Below are 23,539 nucleotides of genomic sequence, written 5' to 3' on the forward strand. Positions count from 1 at the left end.
GTTGCCCGGCCGTTCAACCTGGTGAAGTGGTACTCCCCCGGCGAGTTCTGTTGGTCTCTCCGAATCGCCCTGGCGCGGGATTACCGATTGTCCGGACTAGGCCGGGATCCGCGGTCGGCAGTGTTGTTCGTGCCGCGCCGTCGAGCCGCGAGCACCGCCAGCAGACCGGGAAACACACCCCAGACGGTTATCAGAATCAACCAGAACGACGGTGGTTGCGCGACCGGGCCCGGCTCGGGGTGCTCGTAAGTCGCCATCCTGAAAACCCCTGAGTACCAGACGAGCCAGAGCGCGAAGTCGACGAAGAACAACGTGCAGCCGCTGAGGATCGCCCACTTCCACCCGCTCACAGCACCGGCGAACAATGCCGCACCCGCCATACCCGCAACCAACAGTTTAGTGACGTGCAGGGCGTAACTGCCCGCTGAGACGTCCTCGTCGGGCATGCCTTCGACCAGCAATGCGAACGCGTAGAACAACGCCAGAAATACAGCGACACAGGCACCGAGCCCGGAGAAAACGCGCGTCCAGAGATTCGATGACAACAGCATTACGGCATGGTAGCCAAACGCATTGATATCTGACCTACGCGCACCCAGCGGCATCTTCGTACAGCTATAGATAGTGAAACCACAGCTCCAGCAGCCCCGATCAAGCGGCGTACTGGGCTGCGGTGCTCACGATTCCAGGCATTGACGAGATGCTCGACTACGGCACCGCCGGGCCACTGACAGAGCTCGGCGGGATCGCCCCGGCCGTGTTGCGATCAGTGCCCCCCCGAGGTCATCGAGATCTGTTGCTTGATCTCCGGCTTGGTTATCCAGCCACACGATGCCCATGCCCTGAAGCTGTCGGCAGAACGGTTCGGGGAGAATCAGATCCGACCCGCGAGCCGTTTGCTCGAGGCATTGCTGGCGTTGGACCCGATGCCACTCGATGTCGCCCGCGAACCCTCTCGACGGGTCATCGGCACGTGTCGTCACTTCGCGGTACTCAGTTGTGCGCTGCTGCGCAATCGGGGCATCCCCTCGCGGGTGCGGTTTCGCCACCTACTTCCAGCCCGGCCAGGGCCTCGATCACTGGATCACCGAGTACTGGGACGAAACTCGAGGCCGCTGGGTGCGCATCGATTCCGAGATTCTGGGCCAGAACACCCTCGAACATTCCGAGGATCTCCAGGCCTCCGACTTCCTCAGTGGCGGCGAAGCGTGGATTGGATTCCGTGACGGCCGTATCGACGCCGCAACGTTCGGAGTCCACGGGACCGAAAACTGGGGTACCGCCGAGATCCCGGCGTTGTACGCACGCGAGGAGTTACGAGTCCCCGCGGAACTCGTGCCGCAATAGCCGGACCGGGCTAAGACCGCCGCCTCACGCGGCACCAACGCACCAACCTCGGCCTGACTGCGCAATGGCCCGGCTCAGTTCGCTCGGGTGTTGGTCTTCAGCAGGACCGCGCTGGCCGGCTCCCACCGCGCCATGCGGCAAGAGAGTGCGTGGTAGGACGCGACCTGGCAGGCGTGCGCACTGAAGCCGGCGGGCCGAGGCAGCGGGCTTATTTGCGTCGGCGGGGCTCGAAGTCCAGTCCAGGCACGACTACGTGCCTGGAGGGCAAGACGGACAAGGTCCTAACAGAATCTCCTCGGACTCGATGGGTGCTCGACGCACACTGCGGCGCGGTCAGGGGCGGGTGGTGAGGGCGGGCCAGAGGATGGTGGTGAGCTGTTCGGGCAGGCTGGCGCGCGCGGCGGCGGCGTCGCCGCGCAGGAACGCGCCGAAGACCATGGTGGCGATGGTGCGGTTGTCGATATCGGCGCGGACCGCGCCGCGCTCGATGAGCTGGTGTAGGACGTGTTCGACCTGGGTGACGCGGAGTTCGACGGCGCGGGTCACGACGTGGGCGAGGAGTTCGGCTACGCGTTCGGCTTCGCTGATGAACCCGCCCTGCACGAAATCGGCCGCGCCGCAACAAAAACGGCAGGTAACCTGACTTGGCTCAAGATCGCTGATCTTGGGTAGGGTGCTGGCTGTCAAGCTGCGGTTTCGTCGTGTGAACGGCGAAAATCTGCGCACTAAGCCAGCCGGTTCTGGGGGTCTGCCCATCGCTTCCCGGTTACGGCTTCAGCGTCAAGCCGGGCATTGTTCGTCGACGAGGTCCGGCCATTCTTCCGGCTGGTCCGCTGATGGTCACCCGTACTCAGTAAGCGGCTGGCTAAAGATCAAAAAGTGCCCATCGGGTGTCCGTACGTTGAAGTCGCGCATCCCGTAGGGCCGGTCAGCCATTGGCTCGACGATGTCGGCGCCGCGGGCGCGCAGCTCGTCGTGGCAGGAATCGACGTCGTCGACGACAATCACCACCCTGGCCGGGCCGACGCTGCTTTCGGCGTATAGGTGGAACTCGGCGGTGTCGCGGATCACGGCCGCGTAGCTAGGTGGGGTCTCCCAGGTGAATATGGTGTCGAATCCGAGCACGTCCGTGAAGTACGACCGCGCTGCCTGCACATCTCGGCACGGCAGCACGGGAACCGCCACCCGCATGACCATTCCGTCACCTTACCTGACTTTGGCTCAAGATCGCTGAACTTGGGTAGGGTGCTGGCTATTAGCGGTTCCTCTCGGTGGTAAGGGGAAGCTCTGCACGTTCACGGTAGGGCCTGCAGAGGCGGGCCGTGCGGTGAACGGAATTCCGTACCGATCGTGAGATGTGTTGCGCCACAAGATCACATTCCAAATGCGCGCCTCAGCGAGAATGCTCGCTCATCGGCATTAGCGCGCGTTGGGAGCCGTGCCAGCCAACCGGCCTGTGCGGCCGACCAACACCCGCGTGGCGGCAGAATGGTCAGGTATCTTCGTTCCGAGCTATGCGGACGGGCTCTTGTCGGATTCCTCTGTCAGACGGGCGCGAGCCAGTGAGTACGCCTGATCGAGGGACTCTGCGGCAGCACAAGGGACATCGGGCTGGACGCCGAGGCCCTCCCAGTTCGTGCCGGAGACGGGGTTGATGGCACGGCCGGTAGGGACTGTGGCTTCCAGGTGGGGGTGCACGGTCCAGCCCAGACATGGATGTGCGCCGCCGCGGGTGGGCTCGCCGACGATTACGGCGCGGCCGAGTTGTTGCAGGTCGTAGGTCAGCTCCTCAGCCGCGGAGAAGGTGCTGGCACTGGACAACACGTACAACGGCTTGCTGCCACCGAAACGCGCGCCGGGAACATGCGGAAGACTCCAGGCCTGCTCACTGCGCTCGCCGCGGCGCCAGTGCATGGTGTTGAGGTGGGTGCGCTCATCCAGGAGGTAACTGCAGACGAAGGCGACGGTATCCGGGTCGCCGCCCAGGTTTTTGCGAAGATCGATGATCAGTGCCTGGGCGCGCGAGGCCAGGGTGAGCGCGGCACCCAGGGGTTCGGCGGCCCAGTCCAGCGGAAACAGCATCGGCGCCAGTTCCACTACGGCGACCCCGCCGTCGAGCAATTCCACCCGCGGCGCACCGCCCAGCGAGATATCGAAGTCTCGGCGGATGGAGTTCAGGGTCGCCGCGCCCGGCTCGGGGGCCGCCGGTTCGGCGTGGTGCTTCAGTCGCAGGTGTCTGTCGCCGTTGACCGACTGCAAGTCCGCAGTGACCAGGCGGGCAAGTTCGGCGGCCTCGTCGACGGCATAAGCGCCCTCGGCGAGGCGCCGGTGTAGTAGGCCGGCGAGTTGGTCGGCTATCTCAGGAAATATGTAGTGTTCGGTGAGCAGCCGCGCTGTCTCGTCGATGACAGGGGCAGGCTCGAGTTTCGTCGGAGTCGTCATGGCGTGGAGTAGAGCACTGCCACGACGAGGGCGTCAAACGTTTTCTGCCGCAACCGATATGCGGACATCGTCGCCGACGGCTGAGCCCGTGATCGTTCGGCGTCAATTCGGGCGATAAAGTCGAAACACTCCGAGAAGTCGAGTTCTTCAATTCTGTGCAGTACGGGACACAGCTCCTCCAAAGCATCGAGCGCTCAGCGGCATGAGGGGGCATTCGTTTGATCTCGATGCCCTACGGGCGATGCCGAATCGCCGAGTCGGGCATTCGGTTTGGCTGCCAGTGTGTCACCGGTGACATATTCAACCGTTCCCCAACTGCTTCTGTTCTGCTTCTGTTCGAAACCAATCCGTACACGGTAGCCGGAACGAATGACCTATCAGTGTGAATCGGGTGCGGCGGGGCCGGTGGCCCGATGTCAGCGGTCATCAGCGTTCAGGAGGTGGGATGCCGATCAACCGGTTCGGCGGTGTGGTGCTTGTGAGTGTCGTGTCTGCGGCCGTTATCGTGACGGCTCCATCAGCTGGCGCCGACCCACGGCCGTCGGAGAAGGTCGATATCGACATAATTTCGGTCAAGGGTTCGGGTTGTCAGACCGACTCGGTCGTCGCGGCCGTCAGGCCGGACAACACGGCTTTCACCGTCGACTACCGTGACCTCGGCGCCGAGGAAGGCAAGGACATTGGCCCCTCCCGCACGACCTGCGAGCTGCGTCTGAGGGTCAACGTCCCACCGGGCTTCACCTACGGCATCGACGAGGCCGAAATCGAAGGCGTCGCGGTGCTGGCCGACGGCGCCCGCGGCGGTCTAGAAGCGGCGTTTTCCTTCCAAGGCCTGTCCCCCCTACGTCTCCAGCGCAATTTCATCGAACGGGCAGACTACCGATGGGAAGCGACCGGCGGTGTATTGGAGGGGTCGGTCCGACAACTGCGGTGCGACCAGAAGCTCGACCTCGTCCTCACCACCGACCTGTGGCTAGACAGCCGGTCCTTCGACCCTGGCCGGTCGAGAAGTTGGGTCAAGATGGACCGCAGCCTCCTCCGCATCTCCTGGAAGAAGTGTCAGTGAGGTTGACCCTTACCCACTACATCCTGCCCGCACCTCGAATCAGGGCCTCCTGCGCTGGCGAAGATGTCGCAAGCTTGCTATGCCCCAGCACCGTCGCCCTCGACCGGATCGCGTCGAGCGGCGCCCGAGTTTTGCCCGCGTGCTACCTACCTGCGCTCCACACTGGCACGGGCCATCCTCCTGGCAGCCGCACCCACGACTTCGGCCTCGATCGAACGCACGGAAATCGGCAGTTGCGGACGTTCTGTGGCGCAGCCGATATCGCCAGATAAGCGGCAGAGGAGGACGTCCACGTGATCGACTGCCTGCCAGCAAATCTACGCAACCGACCGCGCAGCGGCTATAGAACGTTGGAGTCGACACCGCCATTCGGCGAACCAGACACGTGCTTCACCAGATGTCACCAGCGGGTAAGCGACGGTCAGACGGGAATAGTTTGCTTTATGAGGAGGGCGCCCGCTTGCCGAGTCGCCGTCAGCGGGGCGACGGAGACGGCCGGTGCAGCTGTTACCTGTACGTAGGCGCGGGCGAGTGCTTCCAACGCCTCAGCGCCCTTGCCCGATTGCTTGGCGGTGATCGCCTGAGCCTCGGCGGCGATGGCGGCCAAGAGCTGGTCGCGGGCCTCGACGGCGGCCGACGGTAGTTCCGGAGGTTGTATGGTGATCGGGATCTGCTGTGCCTCAGCGGCTTCGGTGTTCTCGGCGGACTGCACGGCGTCATCGGTCACGATGGTCTCTCCCTCTGTTGCGCTGGACCGTCAGTGTCCCACGGTGCGGCCGTGCCGCGATATGAAATCTCTTCTGGCGCAGAGCCTCTTGATACAACCGACAGCCTCTGTCACAAGCTCGCACGCGCGCAGCGGCAGTAGTGTGCGTTGCCAGGTCCGCAGGGCGAGCGCCAGCGGAAACGGTGGCAGGGAATGGGAGCCTCGCACCACCAGTTTCCGTTGGCTCGATGGAGCGCGCAGTCGCCCGGCCGAGCCCGCGGGCGGTTCCGAACGCCCGGGTCGCGGCAGTTGAGGATGTTATCGGACACAGAATCTCCGCATGACAACCGCTGTCGCCACAACGGTCGGTTAGTGTCTGACATCGTGCTCGAGAACCGGCCAAGGTTGTTTGCGGTGATCTACATCGTCAGCTCGATCTTCATCGGACCTGCGATCGCCATCGCCGGATACGTGATCACTCCGGCTAACGGCGATTACTGTGATATCGGCGCGCACGGCAGCTCCGGACAGCGAGACCGGGATTACTCTCTACTTCAGGGCATTCAGACTACGGGCTCGATAATCATGCTCACGGTCGGATTGCTCCTGCTGATCTATCTATGGACAAATCGCCGCCGCATCAGCCTTTTGTCATTCCTGCTGACCAACGCCGGGATCCTCGTGATGGCGGCAGGGTATCTGTACGTTCTATACGTGGGCACGGCCGCCGTCCCAAGCTGCTGACATGAGGGCCATGCACACGTTCAGAGGCGGATCAGCCATATCCGCTCGTCGGCAGGAGAGGATGTTTCGCTGGCCTCGGATCGGCTCGGGGCGTTGATCTTCCGGCGCTCCCGCTGGCTTGTTCGGTCAGTGCGACCGGCGCCGTGTCGCGGCGTTCACCGAAGGTCTTCGATCACCTTCGCCAGCGCTGTCATCTGTGTCTCGTTGACTGAGAAATGGCTGACGGAGTATTCGTCGCGGTAACGCCGCAGGGTGTCGGCGATGCCGTGGGCCGACCCGTGGAGGAACCCGGGCAGGTGGCGCAGTTGCGCATCGGAGAAGGTGGGCTGGAACATGCGGGCGAGTGTCAGATCGACCGCGTCGTGTCCCTCGACCTCTACCGCCTGCACCGTCAGCCCCAATTCGATTTCGGCACAACGTGTTCCGGCAGCGTCACGGACGAACTGGGAGCGGCGGGCGAGCGCGGCGTCGCCGATCGCGTCGGAGTCGATATCGGCATCGACGGGTATCCCGGCCAGCGATATGGTGTCGGCGTGTGCGGCGGCTACCTGCAGGAGGCGGTCACCACTTCCGGCCACCAGTAGCGGAATGCGGTGATGCACCGGCGGTTGGTGATCGCCTGCGAACAGCGCCTTGGTCTCGATGATGAGCTCGCGCAGGTGCTCGATGCGCTGCCGCGCGCTGGGGAACGGCAGTCCCAGGGCCTCGAACTCGGGTTTCGCGAAATCCGGTCCGGCACCGAGCCCTAACTCGAACCGCCCGTCGGTCAGTTGCGCCACGCTCGCGACATCGCGGGCCAGCCAGGCGGACCGGTAGAAGGCCCCGTCCAGCACCATGGTGCCGACGTGCACGCGATTGGTCGCCTCCGCCATCGTGATCAATGCGGGGAACGGCGAAATCATGCCCAGATGGTCGGGCACCGTGATCACGTCGTAGCCCAGGCTTTCGGCCTGTTGTGCCTTCTTCTGCCACTCGGTACGCGAATCAGCGCCGCCGAAGCCGACAGAGAACCGAAATGGCCGGGGTGCCATATTTTTTCGATCATCTTTCACTCCGTCGACGCTACTCACACCGGCGCTGTCGACGCTTGCGTCGATCTTGCATGTACCTTGCGTGATGTGCTGCCAGCCCCCGGATCGCCACTCCCGGTTGATCTTCCACCGCGGCGCCCTGGCCGGTTCAACCAGCGCGGTCAACGGCATGTGCAGATGTTCGACGGGACGCGATGTGGCCGGCCGGTCTTGCGATTCGGTGCGGATGTTCTGGCATCGCTACCGTGGACAACCCAAGATGCTGCCCAGCTCGGTGCGAGATCGACTGGCGCGCCGTCACCTACGCGGGAACCGCTGCCCACCGATTGTTCCGCCGCCGGACTCCGAGGTGGTCGAAGCCGGAATCCGTGAACTCTCATGCCCATCGACTGGCTCGGTTCACCAGATCGGCGGTTCGTTCTTCTGGCATCGTGAATTGACCGATCGCCCTCGGCGGTGGGCTGCACGGATGGAACAGCGACCGCCACATGGATTCGACCCCGAGATGGCGGTGTAGGCGACGAGGATGTAGTTGGGATCGGTCCAGGTCGGTGTGAGCGTGGTCGTAGCGCATAGTGGTGGGACACGATCTTGGGCCTCGCGCAGGCCGTCCGCTGCATCGCGCATGGCGATGACAAAGGTGTGTCACAGCATCGCTACTCGGGAAAGCCTTGGGGCACAACCTATCTGGAGTGACGCATCTAGTCTGTCTCTATGGTAGGCACCGACGACACCCGAATGACAAACTCTGAGCACCGCCGATTCCTCAGACTTCTCCGACGATGGTGCGAAACCGAGCTGGACCAATTCGAACACCTGATAGTCCCCACCCGGGACGGCGATGTCTACGTGACTATGGGCCGCTATCCGGCAACCGAACACCCGAACGATCTGTACACGCGGGTGCCCGAAGCCTGGTTCGGGGAAGACGCTGGGTAGCGCAACGAGCATCGGTACCAACACGCGGCCTCCGCCAATGGTGCAGGGAGGCCAACGCATTGATGCACGAGATGAACTCGGCCCATTGATCTTTCGGCATTCCCCGGGGCGTTGCGAAAACGCTTGTCGCGCATCCACGCTCGACTCCCGACGTGCTCCCCGTCTATCCATACCGGAAAGCGCGCTTCGCTTTCTGACGGACTGACTGCCGAAGGCGCGCGTCAATGTGAAGAGGCGTGGTGAGAATGCCACAGCGCGCCAGGTGCCCGCTACCGAATGTCGACCAGCACTTTGCCGACCATGCGGCCCTCGACGGCTCGGTGGGCATCCGCGGTGCGGTCGAGCGGAAACCGGATCAGGGGCAGGCCGTGTTCCTCGCCGACCGGCAGGGCGCCGTCGCGGACCGCGGCGGCGACATCCGCGACGGCCGCGGCGCGGACATCGGGGCCTGCGGTGTAGAGCACGAGGAACTGCATGCGGGTGTTGCGCACCATGTGCTGCCCCACGTTCAATTCGACCGGGCGACCACCGTCGTTGGCGTAGGTCGAGATCGTGCCGCGCGGCCGCAGCACGGCCAGGTCGAGGGCGAGGTTCGCGCCGAGCGCCACTTCGGCGACGATGTCGACGCCTTCCGGGGCGATCGCGCGGATCTCGGCGGCCGGGTCACCCGCGCGGTAGTCGATCACGTGGTGGGCGCCGGCGGCCGTGGCCAGCCGGGCCTTCGCTGAGCTGCTGACCGTGCTGATCACGGTGGCGCCGGCCCAGCGGGCGAGCTGGATCACCGCGTGCCCGACCGCCCCGGCCCCGCCCGCGGCGAGTACCACCTTGTCCGCCAGTGCGCCGGGCCCAAGCCTGCGCGGTCCGTCTTCGGCGACGGTGAGTGCGCGGTGCGCGGTGAGCGCGGGAACGCCGAGGGCGGCGCCGAGGTCGAAATCGGCTTCGTCCGGCAGCGGCACGGCCTGCTCGGCCGGCACGACGGTGAACTCCGCGGCGGTGCCGGTGGGCCGTCCCGCGGCGGCCATGAACAGCCATACCCGCTGGCCGACCCGACTCCGATCGACCCCCGCGCCGACGGCATCGATCACGCCTGCGCCGTCCAGGTGCGGCGTGATCTCCGGAAACGCCATGGCTTGGCCGGCGCGGGCCTGCCAGTCGGTGGGGTTGACCCCGGACACGGCCACCCGGACGCGGACCTCCCCGGGAGCGGGCACCGGCGGTTCGCGGTCGACCAGGTGGAGCACGTCGGGACCGCCGTTGTCGCGGTAGACGACGGCCCTCACGACGCCGGGCCGATCGCGACGTTGCTGGAACGGGATTCGACGGCGTCGAGAGTGGCCAGCGTGTCCCGGTCGAAGGCGATCTCGCCGGCCGCGATGTTGGCCTGCAGATGCGCGGGGTCGCCGGTGCCGGGAATGAGCAGGATATTCGGCGCGTGGTGCAGCAACCAGGCCAGCCCGACCTGGGCCGGGGTCACGTCCAGGGACTCGGCCACGGCGTGCACGGCCGGTTCGTCGGTGACCTTGGGCAAGTTCGGGAATTCTCCGCCGAGTGGGAAGAACGGCACCCACGCGATGCCCTCGGACGTGCACAGCCGCAGCGTGTCCTCGTCGTCCCGGGAGACGAGACTGTACGCGTTCTGCACACAGACGATGCCGGCCGGCAGGGCACGGAGCAGGACCTCGAGGGTGACGCTGCTCAAGCCGATCGCGCCGATCTTGCCCTCGTCGCGCAGGGCGGTCATGGTCGCCAGCTGGTCGTCGATGTCGACCACTTGGTCGCCCACGGGACGCAGGCCGGGGCCGGTGTCCAGGCGTCGGAGGTTGACCACGGGGAGCTGGTCGACGCCGAGACTGCGCAGGTTGTCCTCCACGCTGGCCCGCAGCTGTTCGGGCCGCTGCGCGATCCGCAGCGGCACCGGCCCGCCCGGATTGGGGTCGGCACCGACCTTGGTGATGACCAGGACGTCGTCCTCGGGACGCAGGGCCTGGCGGATCACGGTATTGGCGAAGCCGAAGCCGTAGAACTCGGCGGTGTCGACGTGGTTCACGCCCAGCTCGACGGCGCGCCGGAGCAGGGCAACGGCCGCGTCGGGGCGGTCGTGCAGCCGCGGCAATTGGGCTGCGCCGTAACCGATTCGGGACACGGAGCGGCCGGCGATGGAAGCGGTGGAGGTGTTGATGACGAGTCTCCTCGGTCGGTGGGGCTGCGATGTCGATACCTTATAGAGTTGCGCTGACAGATTTCAATAGTTGTCAGTCGGATGACGAGGTTTGACCGTTGACTCGGTCGCGACATAGGTTCACGAGGCCGACCAGCAGAAAGGAGGCCAGATGCGCGGAGAGCCCCTCGACGCGGAGACGATTGTGTCGGCCACCGAGGAGATCCTGCGTCGTCACGGTCCGGACAAGACGACGGTGCTCGACGTCGCACGGCAGCTGGGCGTGAGCCATGGCAGCGTGTACCGGCACTTCGCGTCCAAGGCCGCGCTCCGCGAGGCCGTGATCCGGCGCTGGCTCGACCAGGTGCGCCACGAACTCGCTGCTGCGGCGCAGAACTCCGCACTGCCCCCGGCCGAGCGCTTGCGAACACTGCTCACCAGTATGTTCGCCATCAAATGGGCGAAGGCCAGGCAGGACCCGGAGTTGTTCGCCACCTTCCGAGCGCTGGCTGCCGAGCACAGCACCGTGGCCGCCGGCCATGTCGGCTTCCTGCTCGCCCAGGTCCGCGACATCATCATCGACGGTGTCGCCACCGGCGACTTCACCGCCGGCGAGCCGGAAGTGATCGCACAAGCCGTACTGAACGCGACGAGCCGCTTCCACGACCCGACCCACGCTGCGGAATGGCGCTCCGCCGAGACCGAAGCCGACTCCGCGGCGGTCGTCTCCCTTATCCTCGACGGCCTCCGGGCACGATGACGTCCGCGAGTTGACGCCGATCCGTAGAGACCGAGCCGGCTGCCGCCAGGAACTACTCACCGGTCGGACACCGATCCTGCTGCGGCGTAGCGAGATTGCGGGCGGGAGGGGTCCCGCGAGGTCCGTGTCACCGTGCTGACGGGTCGCCCACCACCGAGGGTGATCGGGAAAGCGACAGGGAGGCAGAGATGTTCATACGATTGGCCGGAGCGGCCGCGGTCATCGCCGCACTGATGCTGGGGGCGGCCGGGCCCGCGGCGGCGAAGCCACACATTGTGGGACCCTTCGATTCTCGGCAGGACTGTGAGATCGATCGGATCACCGCGGAGAACCTGGGTTCGGCGACGGACCGGTGCTATGACTCGGGCGCCCGGCCGGAGGCGTGGTACTACGCGGTGGTGGGCGGTACGCGGCACACCTGACCTACCGCGCCGTGGTGTCGGTCGAAAAGGCGCTCCCAAGGCCCGGTTTCGCCTCGCATGACCAGCGAGAAGCATAGAGTTTTCTCCCGAATCGTGTCGGTCGGGAGGATGGATGCGCGTCGGTCAGTGGATTGCGGGGCGCTACCGGCTGGAGGAGCGGATCGGCACCGGCGCGCACGGCGATGTCTGGCGGGCCACCGATATCGAGCTCGACCGCGCGGTCGCGCTCAAGTACGCGTTGCCGACCGGCGGGGCGGACGGGAAGGGGATTCGGCGGGTGCGGCGGGAGGCCGCGCTGCTGGCCAAGCTGAATCACCCCGGCATAGTCACGGTTTTCGATCTCGTCACCGAGGACGGCGAGTGGTGGCTGGTCATGGAGTACGTCCCCGGGCAGAGCCTGCACGAACTCGGCGTGCTCGCACCCGGACGGGCGGCGGCCATCGGCGCGCGGCTGGCCGATGCGCTGGAGGCGGTGCACGCCGCCGGTGTGTTACATCGGGACATCAAGCCGAGCAATGTCTTTGTCACCGGCGAGGATCGGCCGAAGCTGGGGGACTTCGGGATCTCGCGCGCCGTGTTCGCCGACACGACGGTCACCGGAACCGGGTCGTTCGCCGGCACCCTCGGCTATCTCGCGCCCGAGGTCGCCCACGGGACCGAACCGACGGCGGCGTCGGATGTATTCTCGCTCGGCGCAACCTTGTTCGCCGCGGTCGAGGGGCACTCACCGTTCGGGGATGCGGGCAAGCCGATGGAGCTCATGCGGCGCACGGCGAATCGTCAGGTCGCGTCGCCGCGCCGAGCGGGCCCGCTCGCGCCGGCCTTGTCGGCGATGCTGCGCACGGATGCGGCGAAGCGGCCTAGCGCCGCCGGTGCGCGGGCGATGCTCGAGGAGGTCGCCGACCGGCCGAGCGTTGTAAGACAGCGGATTTCGGGCCGTGTGATCGGCGGATTGCTCGTCGGTGTCGCGGTTCTCGTCGCGGCCGGTGTCTTCGTTTGGCGCGCAGTCGATTCGCCGTCCGGTCGAGGTCCGACGGCCTCCGCATCGATCGTCGGTGACCCGCGGACGGCAGACCCCTGCGCGCTCACCGATCCGAAGGCCTTCGAGCGGTTCCACGGCAGCGCCGAACAGCACCCGGAGGACGGCAATTTCAACCGATGCGACATTCTGCTGCGGCCCTACGGAGGGAAGGTCGATGTCGTGATCGAGTTGGCGAAGCAGCCGCAGCCGCCGACGGCGCCGATCGAACGGACCGGCGGAATCGGGATCGTCCGGTTGCCGCCGGAGGCCGAAAGCTGCGGACGCACAGTGCTTCTGCCCGGCCAGTACAGCGTCGAGGTAGATGTCCGCGACATCGGCGACGTCCGGCCTGATCTGTGCGGCATCGCCGACGTCGCGACCGCCACCGTCGTCGACGTGGCGTCGCGCGGACCACTGCCGCGGCGACCTGAACCGCCGCCGCCGAACTCGCTGGCTCGCCTGGACGCGTGTGCGCTGATCGAACGCGCCGAGCTGTCGGGCTACCCGGGCGTCGCGGCCGATACGCCCGAGGCCGGCTTCGGCGACTGGGAGTGCCGATGGCACAGCACGATCATCAAGGGGTCGCTTGTCGTGCGGTTCGACCGCAACCCGCCATTGCACGCCGCCGACGGCAGGCCGGTGACGCTCGCGGGCAGACAGGCTTTCATCACACCGGATGGCGACGGCAACAACACATGTGTGGTCCGAGTCGTCCACCGCCCGTATGTGACCGCGGCGTCCGAGTCGGTCGTCGAGCTCGTCTTGGTAATACTCACCGGGCCGCAATCACCGCAGGAGCGTTGTGATCTCGCCACCACCATGGCGACCTTCGTCGCCCAGAAGCTGCCCGCGCCCGAGTGACGCCTCGTGCGGGACCGGTCCCGATCCCGCTCGCTTACCGTGGAATTCGGGGACCGAGGGTGGATGCGATGAACGAGTTCGAACGACTCCGGGCGGACCACGGCAGCCTGGCGCGCGGAGTCTCGGCGGCCGCGCCGGGCACCCTGTTCGCGCTCGCGGTGACCGGAGGGGTGATCGCGAACCCGACAGAGGGGCGGCGAATCCGTTTCGGGCGCAACAAACCCGAGGTGGACGTGTGTCTCGGGGGTGATGACCGCAAGGTCAGCCGCTGCCACGGCGTGCTGGTCCGGCACCGGCGACGCTGGTGGGTCAGCACCCTCGGGCGCACGCCGGTCCGGTTCCCCGGTTCGCGCCTGCTGTTCGCGGGCGAGGAACCGATACCGCTGGAGACCGGTTACACGCCGCTGTTCATTCCGGGCTCCGGCAGCCGGATTCACGTGCTGGAGCTGTATGTGGCGGGCCCGGAGGAGAATCCGGTGCCGGTGCACCCCGCCGACCCCACCGCGCAGCCCCGCACCTACTGGCTGTCGCCGACGGAACGGCTGATCCTCGTGGTGCTGGCCCAGCGATATCTGTTGCAGGAGCCCTACCCTCAGCCGATGGCGTGGCGTCAGGCGGCCGTGCACCTCGATGATCTGCAACCCGACTCCGGCTGGAACGCCAAGCGGGTCGAGCGCATCGTCGAGAAGGTGCGTACGCGGCTGTCCAACGAGGGCGTGCCCGGACTCACCCGCGAGGAGGTGGGCGAGCCGATCGGCAATACCCTGAACCACAATCTGATTCGTGAACTGATGGACAGCACCACTCTCGTGCCGGCCGATCTGCGCCTGCTCGACGACCCGGACAACTGAGACTGTTTCACGCTCCGGACCCGAATGCGCTGCTGCGGAGGGCAATTCAGGTCCGGTCCGCGCGGGACCCCTCCCGCGACTGTCCGCGCACACTGACCGGCGAATCCATCACTCGCCCAGAAGGTGTCACCGGTCATGGAGCAACGAACACGCGCACATCGCGACCCTCTGGCCGTCGTCCTCGGCAATGCCTCACTGCTAGGCGTGGGGTATGTGATGCTGGGCCGTCGGCGGCTCGCGGCAGTGACAGGCCTGCTTACGATTTCGCTCGTCGTCACCCTCGCCACCGTCGCGCGCACGACGTGGTTCGAGATAGTCGTCGTGGTGTGGTGGGCGCTATTGGTCGTGCACAGCTGGATTTTGGTGCGGGCACGACAGACGCTCGGCCGCGGTCGAGTCGCGCGGCAGCGCGTGACGGCCCTCGGCGTCTTGATTCCGGTCCTGCTGGCGCTCGGCCTGCTTCGCTTCGAAGCCGTGCACATCGGACGCGACATCGATGCGGCCCGGCATCGAGGTGACTGCGGCGGAGCGCAGTCGGTGCTGGACCGAAGATGGTTGGGGGACACCGTCGCCGACGCACCGCTCGCCGCGCGCGGCGATCACACCGAACGCGCCTGTCGTCTGCTGCGCGAGGCGGAGCAGGATCTGGATGGCGCGCTGGCCGGCGATATCCAGGCATTGAGCCTCGGCGTCGACCGCATGTCCACCGTGCGTACCGGACTACCCGGTCACGAGACCATGGCCGACCATGTCCTGCACCGGTTCTCGGACCGGCTGCCCACCGCCGACCCCTGCCGGACCTCGGCGATCACCGACTGGCTCAGCCAACAGCCGCGCGCGGCCGCGCTGAACCACCTGACCGAGATCGTCGCGCGGATAGCGCCCACGGCGCTGGTCGACTGCGGCGATCAACTCATGACGGCCCAGGATTGGCCGCAGGCGAGATCGCGTTACCAGCAGGTGCTCGATGGATACCCGGGCCATCCGCTGACCGAGCGGGCCCGGCAGGGAGTCGAGAAGGCCACGCGGGCAATCGAACTGGCGAAGGTACGGGATCTGCTGCGCACTCCGGTACGGGGTAGTCAACCGCGCTACTGCACCGAGCCGGCCCCGTACAGCGGAGCCGCGCCCTACGGCCCCGGGCTCAATCACGCTCTGCTGTACGGCAATGACGAGATAGCCGGGCTCTTTCCGCCCGACTGGACCGCCGGCGACGCCGCCGACGCCGCCGTGGTGATGTGCATGGGATCGACGGAGTTCGGCGCACCGGTCGCGACGTGCACGTACGAAAACAAAGCCGGGATACCGCATATCGGCGAGTCGATGGCCTACACCGACGTCACGTTCCAGAAAAAGGCTGTCCCGCTGCGGATATTCGAGGTGAGAACGGGGCGGCTCATCGCAGACACCCGCGTGGAGATCGGCGGGGCCAGCTGTCCGGAAGTTCTGGAGTACACCTTCTACGGCCACCACGATTTCGGCCCTCCCTCGAAGGTTTACGTGAGCTCCGGCGATGCCGACGTGCGTGCCGCGTTCCAGTCGCTGATCACGCCGTAGCCGCGAACGGCCCGCTCGAGCCGACGGTATGCGGAATCACGGGCGCTCACGACTCAGTCGAGGACGACCGGGCGCAGCCGCGTCGTGTACATGCCCGCCCGGTCGAGCGCGTCGGCGGCGGCGTCGAGCTCGATCGACGCCTCCTCGAAGACCTCCCGGGCGCCCGCCACACAGTAGGCGGGGGTGGTGAGCGCGCCGATGCCTTCGGTGTCGATGAGCAGGCCGGAGGTCTGTAGCGCACCGTACGCCGCCGACAGCTCGGTGACGTCGCGGCGCAGCTCACGCAGCCGGTCGAGCAGGCGGGCGCGTCCAGCTTCCAAACTCAACGGATCGATCATCGGTTCCTCCCCAGAATTCGTCCTTCCCCGCAATCTACCGGCGCTCTGAGAATGACTGCGGCACAGAAGGTCCGGGGTTCAGGCCACGAGCGGCTGACGCTCGGGCCGCAGGCGCATGAGGGCGATGCCGTACGCGACGAGCCAGACCACCCACAGCAGCCAGCTGACGAAACTGATCAGGCCCAGCGGCCCCTCGTGATCGATGACCATGGGGGTGATGCTGGCGGAGACGAATTGCGCTGCGGCCGCGACTATTCCGAGAACGGCATGCCAGCGGGGGATGAGCGCGGTGCGCAGGCCGCCGACGGACAGGCCGAGCATGGCGGTCGCGAGGAACACGCCGTTGAGCGTGAACAGGGCGTTGTGCATCGCCCAGAGGCCGGCGGTGGCCGCGGGGGTGTGGTCGGAGGTGGCGCTGAGGGCCAGGCGGATGGCGACGACGCCGACGAAGGTGGCGGTTTGCAGGAGCAGCCCGGCGAAGCCGACCAGTGACCACGCGGAGCCCGCGGCGCGCTCGCGCGGCCAGATGGTGGCGACGGCGGCCGCGCCGAACACGACCACGCACAGCCACGCCGCCGGCGTGCACGCCGAGGACAACTGGGCGGGAACGGCTTTCGTGGTGAAGAAGGTGACGACCTCGTCGACGCCCGCGCCGATGAGGGGCATGTCCGCGGGTAGGAGGATCAGGTTCGCGCCGACGATGATCAAGGCGAACCCGAGTCCGGCCAAGCCACCGATGCGGGAGAACGGCCAGGCGCCGACGCGCTCTGTCTTTATAGTCATATATTGAATATAAGTAGCGAAAAATGAAAGAGGAACCCTTGTGACCGAGGAACCAGCCCGCCGCCGCTACGACTCGCTGCGCCGCACCGCGCAGGCGCAGCAGACCAGCGCCGAGATCGCCAGCGCTGCTCGCCGCCTCTTCGTCACGAAGGGCTGGGCCGCGACCACGGTGCGCGACGTGGCCCGCGAGGCCGGCGTCTCGGTGCCGACCGTCTACGCCGCCTACGGCAACAAGAACGGGCTCACCTGGGCGCTCGCCGACGCCGCCGACCTGTCCGCCGATCTCTCGCGCCTGCTCGCCGAACTAGAGGACGCGCCGGAACCGGCCGCCCAACTCGCCGCCATGGCCGCCTACGCCCGCCGGTTGTTCGAGCGCGCGGGGGAGGTGATCGTCCTGGTGCGCGAGGCGGGCCGCACCGAACCCGAACTCGCACAGTCCTATCGCGACGCCCGCGCCCGCGCCGACGACGCTCACCGCCAGGTCTTCACCGCCTGGCCCCCCGGCGCCCTGCGCCACGACCTCCCGACCGCCCTCGACATCTACGCCGCGATCTGCAACATAGACGTCTACACCGAACTCACCGTCGAACGCCGCTGGCCCCCCGCCCGAGTCGAAAAGTGGTGGGCGGACACACTGACCCGCGAACTACTCACCGAAACAGCCTGAGCGATAGACCTTCTCAGCAAAGGCCGGCGAGTTTGTAGAGGACCAGGGAGCCGGCTACGGCTACGTTGAGGCTGTGGCCGGTGCCTACCATGGGGATCTCGACGGCGACGTCGAGTAGGGCCAGACCTTCCGGCGGGATGCCGGTGGATTCGTGGCCCAGGACGATGACGGTGCGGCGGCGGGCGGTGGGGAGGTCGGCGAGGCGGATGGATTCGTCGGTGAGTTCCACGCCGACGATGGCGGAGCCGCCGGCGCGCTGACGCGCCAGCCAGCGGTCGACGCGGCCGTTGATCCAGTGCACGCATTGGGGTTTGCGCAGGGTGTTGCCGTGGGCGAGGGCGTCGGGGATCCATGGCTTGCGCGGTACCGCCATGCAGGCGCCGACGGCGTCGCAGGTGCGCAGCATGGTGCCGAGGTTGACGCCGTGCTTGGGCCACAGCGGGGCGATGATCAGGTGATTCCAGCAGCCGTGCGCGCGCTGCCTGCGTTCCCGGCGCAGGTCGGGGCGGGACTTGACCCGCGCGGCGGTCACCGGCGGACGGGAATGGCCTTCCCGTGGGGCAGAAGGGATTTCATAGCGAGGATGCTTCGCGGCGCATCGAGCCATCGACGACGACAGGAATGGAGCTGCACCCTACGATACGGCACCGGCCGCGCCGGAGTCGTTCACGGCCGCAGGACCGACACCAGGAACTCCGTCTGGTCGTACACCGCCTTCTCGAACACGTCGTCGAAGTAGATGTCGAAATGCCCTGCCTGGTAACGCTTCACGACCGCGTGCTTGGTGCGCTCGGCCGCGCGCAACGCCGACTTGATCGGGGTGACCGAGTCGTCCTCGCACAGCGCGTAGAGCACCGGCATCTTCAAAGCCTTGGCGCGCTTGCCCGGCGAGTCGAACAGCGCCGAAAAGGCCACGCGCGCGGCCACCTTCGGCTTGTAGTGCTCGCTCTCCTCGGCCAGCCTGCCGTTGCCCTCCGGCACGTCGGCCGCGCTCATCAGCGCCGCCGCCCGCTTGCGCCCGGCCAGCCGGATTCCGACGGGCTTGCGCCGCAGCGGGCCGATGAGCAGATCGGTGGCGGCGATCGCGGTCACCTTGGTCATGCTGATCGGCCCCTTGGCCATCGCGCAGGACCAGCCGCTGGTGAACGGAACCTGCGCGACCACCGCGGCCAGGTAGTCGTCGTGCGGCGCCACCGCGAGCACGTGTCCACCGCTGAACGAGGTGCCCCACAATGCGATTCGGGTCGCGTCGATGCCGCGGATGGTGCGCGCGTAGGCGATGGCCGACTGCCAGTCCTCGCGCTGGCGGCCGATGCGGATCACCTGACGCGGCTCGCCCTGGCTCGCGCCGAAATGCCGATAGTCGAACACCAGGACCGCCATGCCCGCCGCGGCGAAACGCCGTGCGTAACGGTCGAGTCCCATCTCCCTGTTCGCGCCGAGGCCGTGCCCCATGATGACGAGCGGACGGGGCTTGGGCGCACCATCCGGACGGTAGAGCCAGGCGGCGCACTGCTCGCTTCCGGACGGGAAGCCGACCTCGACACGTTCCATGGCACCCAACCGTACTGCGTCGGCGGCCCCCGCACCGTGGCGGAGTAGGCGATGACAGTACGCTGGCACGGCGGACGAGTTGGCCGGGCGACCGCGGCATCGGGAACGGGCACGCGTGTGCCGCAGCCCGGGGCCGAGGAAAGTCCGGACTCCACAGAGCAGGGCGGTTGCTAACGGCAACCCGGGGTGACCCGCGGGACAGTGCCACAGAAAACAGACCGCCCACGGCCTTCGGTCGTGTGGTGAGGGTGAAACGGTGCGGTAAGAGCGCACCAGCGCCCCGGGTGACCGGGGCGGCTAGGTAAACCCCGCCCGGAGCAAGGTCGAAGGTCGCACCGTTCGCGGTGCGGCTGCGCAGGTGTTCGAGGGCTGCTCGCCCGAGCCTGCGGGTGGACCGCTCGAGGCACCCGGTGACGGTGTGTCCAGATGGATGGTCGCCCCCGTGCGAACCGGGGACAGGATCCGGCTTACAGGCCAACTCGTCCGCCTTTCGAGTTCGGTGGTCGCCGGGCGAACTGTGGGTTAACGGTTGAGATCTGCTCTGTGACCGACTGTTTGGGGTCACCGGGGCGGGCTGGATGCCAGTACATTGTCGGTCGAGGTTTCGTGCCCGAATCGGGCCGTCGCAGGATCGATCGCTAGGAGTACGTCATCAACGTTCACACCATGCTGCGCCGCGCGGGGCTCGTCGTTTCCGCGACCGCACTGGCCACCGTGGCCTGTGCCGGTGCGGGCGGCGCCGAGCCGACCACCACCCCGCCCGCGGCGCCGACGACGAAGATCGACATCACCGCCGCAGAGTTGACGGGCGACGGCGTGACGGTGTCGGTGACCTACGTCTGCGAGGCGACGGACAAGCCGGTGACGCTGCAGGTGTTCGTCCGGGGCCTGGCGGAAGGCGCGCAGCAGACGATCGGCGCGACGACCAAGGCGACGTGCAACGCGGAGCGCCAGAGCGTCTCCGTCACCGCCGCGAAGATCCCCGACGCCGAACCGTTCACGCCGGCGGCGGGGGAAACGGTGCGGATCTTCGGCACGCTGGTCTCCGGCGACAACCAGAAGAGCCTCGACCACGGCACGGCCGTGCGGCGAATGGCCGTCGCCTAGCGCGCGGACTGATCTTCGCCCGGAGCGCGTCCCGCGGTGCCATGATGGAGGTAGCCGCGGGGCCGGAGCGCCCAGGCGCCCGCATCTGTTGCCAGCGGGCGCGATTCGGGGCCAGAGATGGACATTCTCGCCATTGTCGTCGGCATAGTGGGATTGGGCGGCGTGCTCACCGCCGCGAGCGCGCGGGTGGTCGCGCAGTACGAGAAGGCGCTGATCTTCCGGTTCGGGCGGGTGGTCGGGACGCGAGATCCCGGGCTGCGCATGCTGGTTCCGTTCATCGACCGGATGCGCAAGGTGTCGACGCAGATCGTCACCATGCCGGTGCCCGCGCAGGAGGGCATCACGCGCGACAACGTGACGGTGCGGGTGGACGCGGTCGTCTACTTCCGGGTGATCGACCCGGTGCTCGCGGTGGTCGAGGTGCAGAACTATCTGTTCGCCGTCGGGCAGGTGGCGCAGACCTCTTTGCGTTCCATCATCGGCAAGAGCGATCTGGACGCGCTGCTGTCCAATCGTGAGGAGTTGAACAAGGGCCTGGAGATCATGATCGACAGCCCGGCGCTCGGCTGGGGTGTGCACATCGATCGGGTGGAGATCAAGGATGTGGCGCTGCCGGATTCGCTGAAACGCTCCATGTCGCGGCAGGCCGAGGCGGAGCGCGAGCGCCGAGCCAGGGTGATCTCCGCCGAGGGTGAGTTGCAGGCCTCGCAGATGCTGGCCCAGGCGGGCGCGCAGATGTCGGAGTCGCCCGCCGCGCTGCAGCTTCGGCTACTGGAGACCGTCGTTCAGGTTGCGGCGGAGAAGAATTCGACGTTGGTGTTGCCGTTTCCGGTGGAGTTGCTGCGCTTCCTCGAGCGGGCGACGCCGCAGTCGCGGACGCCGGAGAAGTCCGATGAGCACGCGGCGGTCGCCGATAGGTCCACGGCGGCAGCGGATGAGCGCGCGGCCTTCACCGAAAAGTCCATGGCGGCAGCGGATGAGCGCGCGGCGATCACCGAAAAGTCCACGGCGGCAGCCGACAAGCCTGCGGCGGTCACCGAAAAGCCCTCCACGTTCGAGATTTCGGCCGCCGGGGAGCCCGCGGCGATACCCGCGAGCCCCGCCCAGCGCGAACTCGATTCGCCGCAAGAATCGCCGACGGTGACCGAGAACGGTACACGCACGTAACACCGGCGGCGTATACCGATACAGGTACCGCCGCCGCCGTTTTCGGCGGCGCCGGACGACCCGCACCGGTAGCCCAACGTAAGGACCGGACCGATGTCCGTGCTCATTCCCGTCATCGCCGTCGTCAGCATGATCACCATCGGCTATCTGCTGAAATATCTGCCCGACTATCTGCCGTGGCTGAAGCGGTGACAGCTCAGCACATCATCTTGGCCATCTGGTAAACGGCCCTGGCCTCCTCGGGGGTGGCCTCGGTCTTGCCGGACGAGCGCTTGACGATGCTCTTGACGATATCGTCCTCGGACTTGTTCGCCTTGATCTCCTTGCAGGTGTCGCTGAGGATGGTCGCGATCTTCGCATCGTCCTTGCCGTCGGCCAGCTTCGGGAACGCGCCGCGGAAGCTGACGACGAACGCGCCGGCCTTCACGTTGTCGACGACTTGCGCGTCGCCGCTCGACTGCGTGGCGGATGCCGAGGAGGGGGCGGCACTGGAGGCCTTGTCGTCCCCGCAGCCGGTGAGCAGCAGGGCACAGAGGGTAGCGCTGGCCGCGAGAGCGGCGGTAGTTCTGATCACGGAGCGGGATGCTAGCGGTCCGGGACGAAAGTCGCCTCCCGTCCGGTGAACGGGAGGCGACAGGTTGGGGCAGAAGGCTTGTGGGTCAGAGCGGCGCGACGACGAAGACCTGGGCCCAATACGCCGCCTGGTCCGCGCCGATCAACGGCGCCAGGTAGTCGAAGAGAAGCGATGACATAGCTGTGGAACTCCCAATCGTCGACGTACAGGACATGTCCGAATGTGCGGGCGAAATGTGACCCCCGCTACGGCGGCCAGGTTAGCAGCCACGTCGCGAGGGTGCCCGCGCGGCGAACTCGCCGGGCGTATGCGCCGGTAACTAGCCGGACCGTGATCGACGTCATAAAGTAGTCGCGTTGGCACGGCCCGTTGCGTGGCCGCAACGAGCCCTTCACACTTCGAATGCGGGAAAGCAGGTCTCAACTCTATGCGGATTGTTCGCTCACTGGTCGCCGGCGCGTTGATCGCCGGGGCTGCTTCGGTTTTCGCCATGATGGGCGCCGGTTCCGCCGGCGCCGTAGCGGTGACGCCGCTGCCGGGTGGGGTGCAGGTCGACCTCAGCCCGGCCGACACGGTCTGGGTCGCCCAGAACCGTTTCGGACAGACCCTCTCGGGTCTGCCCCATCCTTCGGCGGCTTCGTTCGGTGAAGCGTTGGACGCGGCGGCCGCGGTGTCGGCCGCGGTCCCGGGCGGACATGTCACGTTCACCGTGTACGGACCGTTCGACTCGTTGAACGGCACCATGCTGGCGCTGCAGTAGGTCTGGCGCTCTCAGCGTGGAATTGCATCAGCGGATCGTCTCGGCGCCGGTAGATTTCGGCGCCATTCGATCCGAGTTCGGCCTGGCCTCGGCGTATCCCGCCGAGGCAGTCGCCCGAGCCCGCGACGCGTCCGACGCGTTCGCGGGCGACCGGGCCGATCGCACCGACATCCCGTTCGTGACGATCGACCCGCCGGGGGCCATGGATCTGGACCAGGCTCTCCATCTCGAACGCACCCGCACCGGCTTCCTCCTGCACTACGCCATCGCCGACGTCGGCGCCGTGATCGACCCGCACGGCGCGCTCGCGAAGGAGTCGAGCGCCCGCGGGCAAACCTTCTACCTCCCCGACGGCACCGTGCCGCTGCACCCGCCGGTGCTCTCGGAGGGCACCGCGAGCCTGCTGCCCGAGCAGACCAGGCCCGCCGCGCTCTGGACCATCGAGCTCGACGAAAACGCTGAGCCGCAACGTTTCTCGGTGCGGCGCGCGCTGGTGCGCTCGCGCGCCCGGCTCGACTACACCACCGTGCAGGCCGACGCCGACGCGGGCCGCCTGCACCCCTCGATCGCGGCGCTGCCGGAGTTCGGCGCGCGGCGCATCGAGGCCGGGTTGCGGCGTGGGGCGATCGGGCTGCGGCTGCCCGCGCAGAGCATCGTGCGCGACGACCACGCGGACGGGCACTG

General features: G+C 67.1%; 25 protein-coding genes, 1 other RNA gene and 1 pseudogene. 14 read left to right on the top strand and 13 right to left on the bottom strand.

All coding sequences use genetic code 11. The features are described from left to right. Window positions 1–80 precede the first annotated feature (80 nt). The gene (locus ON39_RS10395) at window positions 81–551 is read right to left on the bottom strand and encodes a hypothetical protein (RefSeq protein WP_040733247.1); all 471 of its coding nucleotides are present in this window, start codon (window positions 549–551) and stop codon (window positions 81–83) included. A gap of 568 nt (window positions 552–1,119) precedes the next feature. On the opposite strand from ON39_RS10395, the gene ON39_RS50505 reads away from it, so the two are divergent. Continuing rightward, window positions 1,120–1,347, top strand: coding sequence for a hypothetical protein (locus ON39_RS50505; RefSeq protein WP_246003265.1), 228 nt, complete (start codon window positions 1,120–1,122; stop codon window positions 1,345–1,347). 333 nt (window positions 1,348–1,680) lie between these two features. On the opposite strand, the gene ON39_RS10405 is transcribed toward ON39_RS50505, so the two are convergent. The 3 genes from ON39_RS10405 to ON39_RS10415 all read right to left on the bottom strand — a co-directional run bounded on the left by ON39_RS10405 (window position 1,681) and on the right by ON39_RS10415 (window position 3,789). Continuing rightward, complete coding sequence (locus tag ON39_RS10405) at window positions 1,681–1,950, bottom strand: hypothetical protein (protein WP_051186487.1); 270 nt, start codon at window positions 1,948–1,950, stop codon at window positions 1,681–1,683. A gap of 237 nt (window positions 1,951–2,187) precedes the next feature. Further along, window positions 2,188–2,544, bottom strand: a complete 357-nt coding sequence (locus ON39_RS10410; RefSeq protein ID WP_040733250.1) for a DUF8817 family protein — start codon at window positions 2,542–2,544, stop codon at window positions 2,188–2,190. Window positions 2,545–2,859: 315 nt separating this feature from the next. Next, complete coding sequence (locus ON39_RS10415) at window positions 2,860–3,789, bottom strand: S41 family peptidase (RefSeq protein WP_040733251.1); 930 nt, start codon at window positions 3,787–3,789, stop codon at window positions 2,860–2,862. 445 nt (window positions 3,790–4,234) lie between these two features. On the opposite strand from ON39_RS10415, the gene ON39_RS45780 reads away from it, so the two are divergent. Beyond that, a complete protein-coding gene (locus ON39_RS45780) occupies window positions 4,235–4,855 on the top strand; it encodes a DUF4360 domain-containing protein (RefSeq protein ID WP_051186488.1) in 621 nt (206 codons plus the stop codon). 421 nt (window positions 4,856–5,276) lie between these two features. On the opposite strand, the gene ON39_RS10425 is transcribed toward ON39_RS45780, so the two are convergent. Beyond that, window positions 5,277–5,582 carry a hypothetical protein gene (locus ON39_RS10425; protein WP_040733252.1) on the bottom strand — a complete coding sequence of 102 codons (306 nt, stop codon included), beginning with the start codon at window positions 5,580–5,582 and terminating at the stop codon, window positions 5,277–5,279. Window positions 5,583–5,933: 351 nt separating this feature from the next. Here ON39_RS10425 and ON39_RS10430 point away from each other — a divergent pair, with 351 nt between their 5' ends. Continuing rightward, entirely contained in the window at window positions 5,934–6,305 is a 372-nt protein-coding gene (locus tag ON39_RS10430) for a hypothetical protein (protein ID WP_040733253.1), read from the top strand. Between the two features lie 155 nt (window positions 6,306–6,460). Here ON39_RS10430 and ON39_RS10435 read toward each other — a convergent pair whose 3' ends face one another. The 3 genes from ON39_RS10435 to ON39_RS10445 all read right to left on the bottom strand — a co-directional run bounded on the left by ON39_RS10435 (window position 6,461) and on the right by ON39_RS10445 (window position 10,418). Continuing rightward, entirely contained in the window at window positions 6,461–7,507 is a 1,047-nt protein-coding gene (locus ON39_RS10435) for a TIGR03621 family F420-dependent LLM class oxidoreductase (RefSeq protein WP_051186489.1), read from the bottom strand. Window positions 7,508–8,544: 1,037 nt separating this feature from the next. Beyond that, the gene (locus ON39_RS10440; RefSeq protein WP_040733254.1) at window positions 8,545–9,555 is read right to left on the bottom strand and encodes an NADPH:quinone reductase; all 1,011 of its coding nucleotides are present in this window, start codon (window positions 9,553–9,555) and stop codon (window positions 8,545–8,547) included. Continuing rightward, the gene (locus ON39_RS10445; RefSeq protein WP_246002983.1) at window positions 9,552–10,418 is read right to left on the bottom strand and encodes an aldo/keto reductase; all 867 of its coding nucleotides are present in this window, start codon (window positions 10,416–10,418) and stop codon (window positions 9,552–9,554) included. The genes ON39_RS10440 and ON39_RS10445 overlap by 4 nt, the downstream gene beginning before the upstream one ends. Window positions 10,419–10,605: 187 nt before the next feature. On the opposite strand from ON39_RS10445, the gene ON39_RS10450 reads away from it, so the two are divergent. The 5 genes from ON39_RS10450 to ON39_RS10470 all read left to right on the top strand — a co-directional run bounded on the left by ON39_RS10450 (window position 10,606) and on the right by ON39_RS10470 (window position 15,905). After that, complete coding sequence (locus ON39_RS10450) at window positions 10,606–11,193, top strand: TetR/AcrR family transcriptional regulator (RefSeq protein WP_040733256.1); 588 nt, start codon at window positions 10,606–10,608, stop codon at window positions 11,191–11,193. A gap of 188 nt (window positions 11,194–11,381) precedes the next feature. Continuing rightward, on the top strand, window positions 11,382–11,615 hold the full coding sequence (locus tag ON39_RS10455) for a hypothetical protein (protein WP_040733257.1): 234 nt from the start codon (window positions 11,382–11,384) through the stop codon (window positions 11,613–11,615). 112 nt (window positions 11,616–11,727) lie between these two features. Then, a complete protein-coding gene (locus tag ON39_RS10460) occupies window positions 11,728–13,497 on the top strand; it encodes a serine/threonine-protein kinase (protein ID WP_040733258.1) in 1,770 nt (589 codons plus the stop codon). 68 nt (window positions 13,498–13,565) lie between these two features. Next, window positions 13,566–14,348 carry an FHA domain-containing protein gene (locus tag ON39_RS10465; protein ID WP_040733259.1) on the top strand — a complete coding sequence of 261 codons (783 nt, stop codon included), beginning with the start codon at window positions 13,566–13,568 and terminating at the stop codon, window positions 14,346–14,348. A 135-nt stretch (window positions 14,349–14,483) separates the two neighbouring features. Next, window positions 14,484–15,905 carry a tetratricopeptide repeat protein gene (locus tag ON39_RS10470; protein WP_063713332.1) on the top strand — a complete coding sequence of 474 codons (1,422 nt, stop codon included), beginning with the start codon at window positions 14,484–14,486 and terminating at the stop codon, window positions 15,903–15,905. Between the two features lie 53 nt (window positions 15,906–15,958). Here the strand turns inward: ON39_RS10470 and ON39_RS10475 are convergent, their stop codons facing one another. Together ON39_RS10475 and ON39_RS10480 are read right to left on the bottom strand one after the other, a co-directional pair. Then, window positions 15,959–16,243 (bottom strand): hypothetical protein, encoded by a 285-nt coding sequence (locus ON39_RS10475; protein ID WP_040733262.1) that lies wholly within the window; start codon window positions 16,241–16,243, stop codon window positions 15,959–15,961. Between the two features lie 78 nt (window positions 16,244–16,321). Next, the gene (locus ON39_RS10480; RefSeq protein ID WP_040733263.1) at window positions 16,322–17,026 is read right to left on the bottom strand and encodes a DUF4386 family protein; all 705 of its coding nucleotides are present in this window, start codon (window positions 17,024–17,026) and stop codon (window positions 16,322–16,324) included. Window positions 17,027–17,066: 40 nt separating this feature from the next. Here ON39_RS10480 and ON39_RS10485 point away from each other — a divergent pair, with 40 nt between their 5' ends. Continuing rightward, complete coding sequence (locus ON39_RS10485) at window positions 17,067–17,693, top strand: TetR/AcrR family transcriptional regulator (RefSeq protein WP_040733264.1); 627 nt, start codon at window positions 17,067–17,069, stop codon at window positions 17,691–17,693. Between the two features lie 13 nt (window positions 17,694–17,706). On the opposite strand, the gene ON39_RS10490 is transcribed toward ON39_RS10485, so the two are convergent. Further along, the gene (locus ON39_RS10490; RefSeq protein WP_040733265.1) at window positions 17,707–18,225 is read right to left on the bottom strand and encodes a TrmH family RNA methyltransferase; all 519 of its coding nucleotides are present in this window, start codon (window positions 18,223–18,225) and stop codon (window positions 17,707–17,709) included. 134 nt (window positions 18,226–18,359) lie between these two features. Further along, window positions 18,360–19,247, bottom strand: a complete 888-nt coding sequence (locus ON39_RS10495) for an alpha/beta hydrolase (protein WP_040733266.1) — start codon at window positions 19,245–19,247, stop codon at window positions 18,360–18,362. A gap of 75 nt (window positions 19,248–19,322) precedes the next feature. On the opposite strand from ON39_RS10495, the gene rnpB reads away from it, so the two are divergent. The 3 genes and pseudogenes from rnpB to ON39_RS10505 all read left to right on the top strand — a co-directional run. Next, window positions 19,323–19,733, top strand: an RNA gene (rnpB, locus tag ON39_RS45785) — RNase P RNA component class A. 180 nt (window positions 19,734–19,913) lie between these two features. Beyond that, window positions 19,914–20,354 (top strand): hypothetical protein, encoded by a 441-nt coding sequence (locus tag ON39_RS10500; RefSeq protein WP_040733267.1) that lies wholly within the window; start codon window positions 19,914–19,916, stop codon window positions 20,352–20,354. A gap of 117 nt (window positions 20,355–20,471) precedes the next feature. Continuing rightward, a pseudogene (locus tag ON39_RS10505) lies at window positions 20,472–21,236 on the top strand (slipin family protein); the annotation flags it as partial. Between the two features lie 481 nt (window positions 21,237–21,717). Here the strand turns inward: ON39_RS10505 and ON39_RS10510 are convergent. Continuing rightward, complete coding sequence (locus ON39_RS10510) at window positions 21,718–22,095, bottom strand: hypothetical protein (protein ID WP_040733268.1); 378 nt, start codon at window positions 22,093–22,095, stop codon at window positions 21,718–21,720. A gap of 427 nt (window positions 22,096–22,522) precedes the next feature. Here ON39_RS10510 and ON39_RS10515 point away from each other — a divergent pair, with 427 nt between their 5' ends. Together ON39_RS10515 and ON39_RS10520 are read left to right on the top strand one after the other, a co-directional pair. After that, window positions 22,523–22,855, top strand: a complete 333-nt coding sequence (locus tag ON39_RS10515) for a hypothetical protein (protein WP_040733269.1) — start codon at window positions 22,523–22,525, stop codon at window positions 22,853–22,855. Window positions 22,856–22,871: 16 nt separating this feature from the next. Then, a partial coding sequence (locus ON39_RS10520) for an RNB domain-containing ribonuclease (protein ID WP_157195436.1) occupies window positions 22,872–23,539 on the top strand: 668 nt, incomplete at its 3' end.

The organism is Nocardia tenerifensis NBRC 101015 (assembly GCF_000308715.1).
Taxonomy (GTDB): Bacteria; Actinomycetota; Actinomycetes; order Mycobacteriales; family Mycobacteriaceae; genus Nocardia; species Nocardia tenerifensis.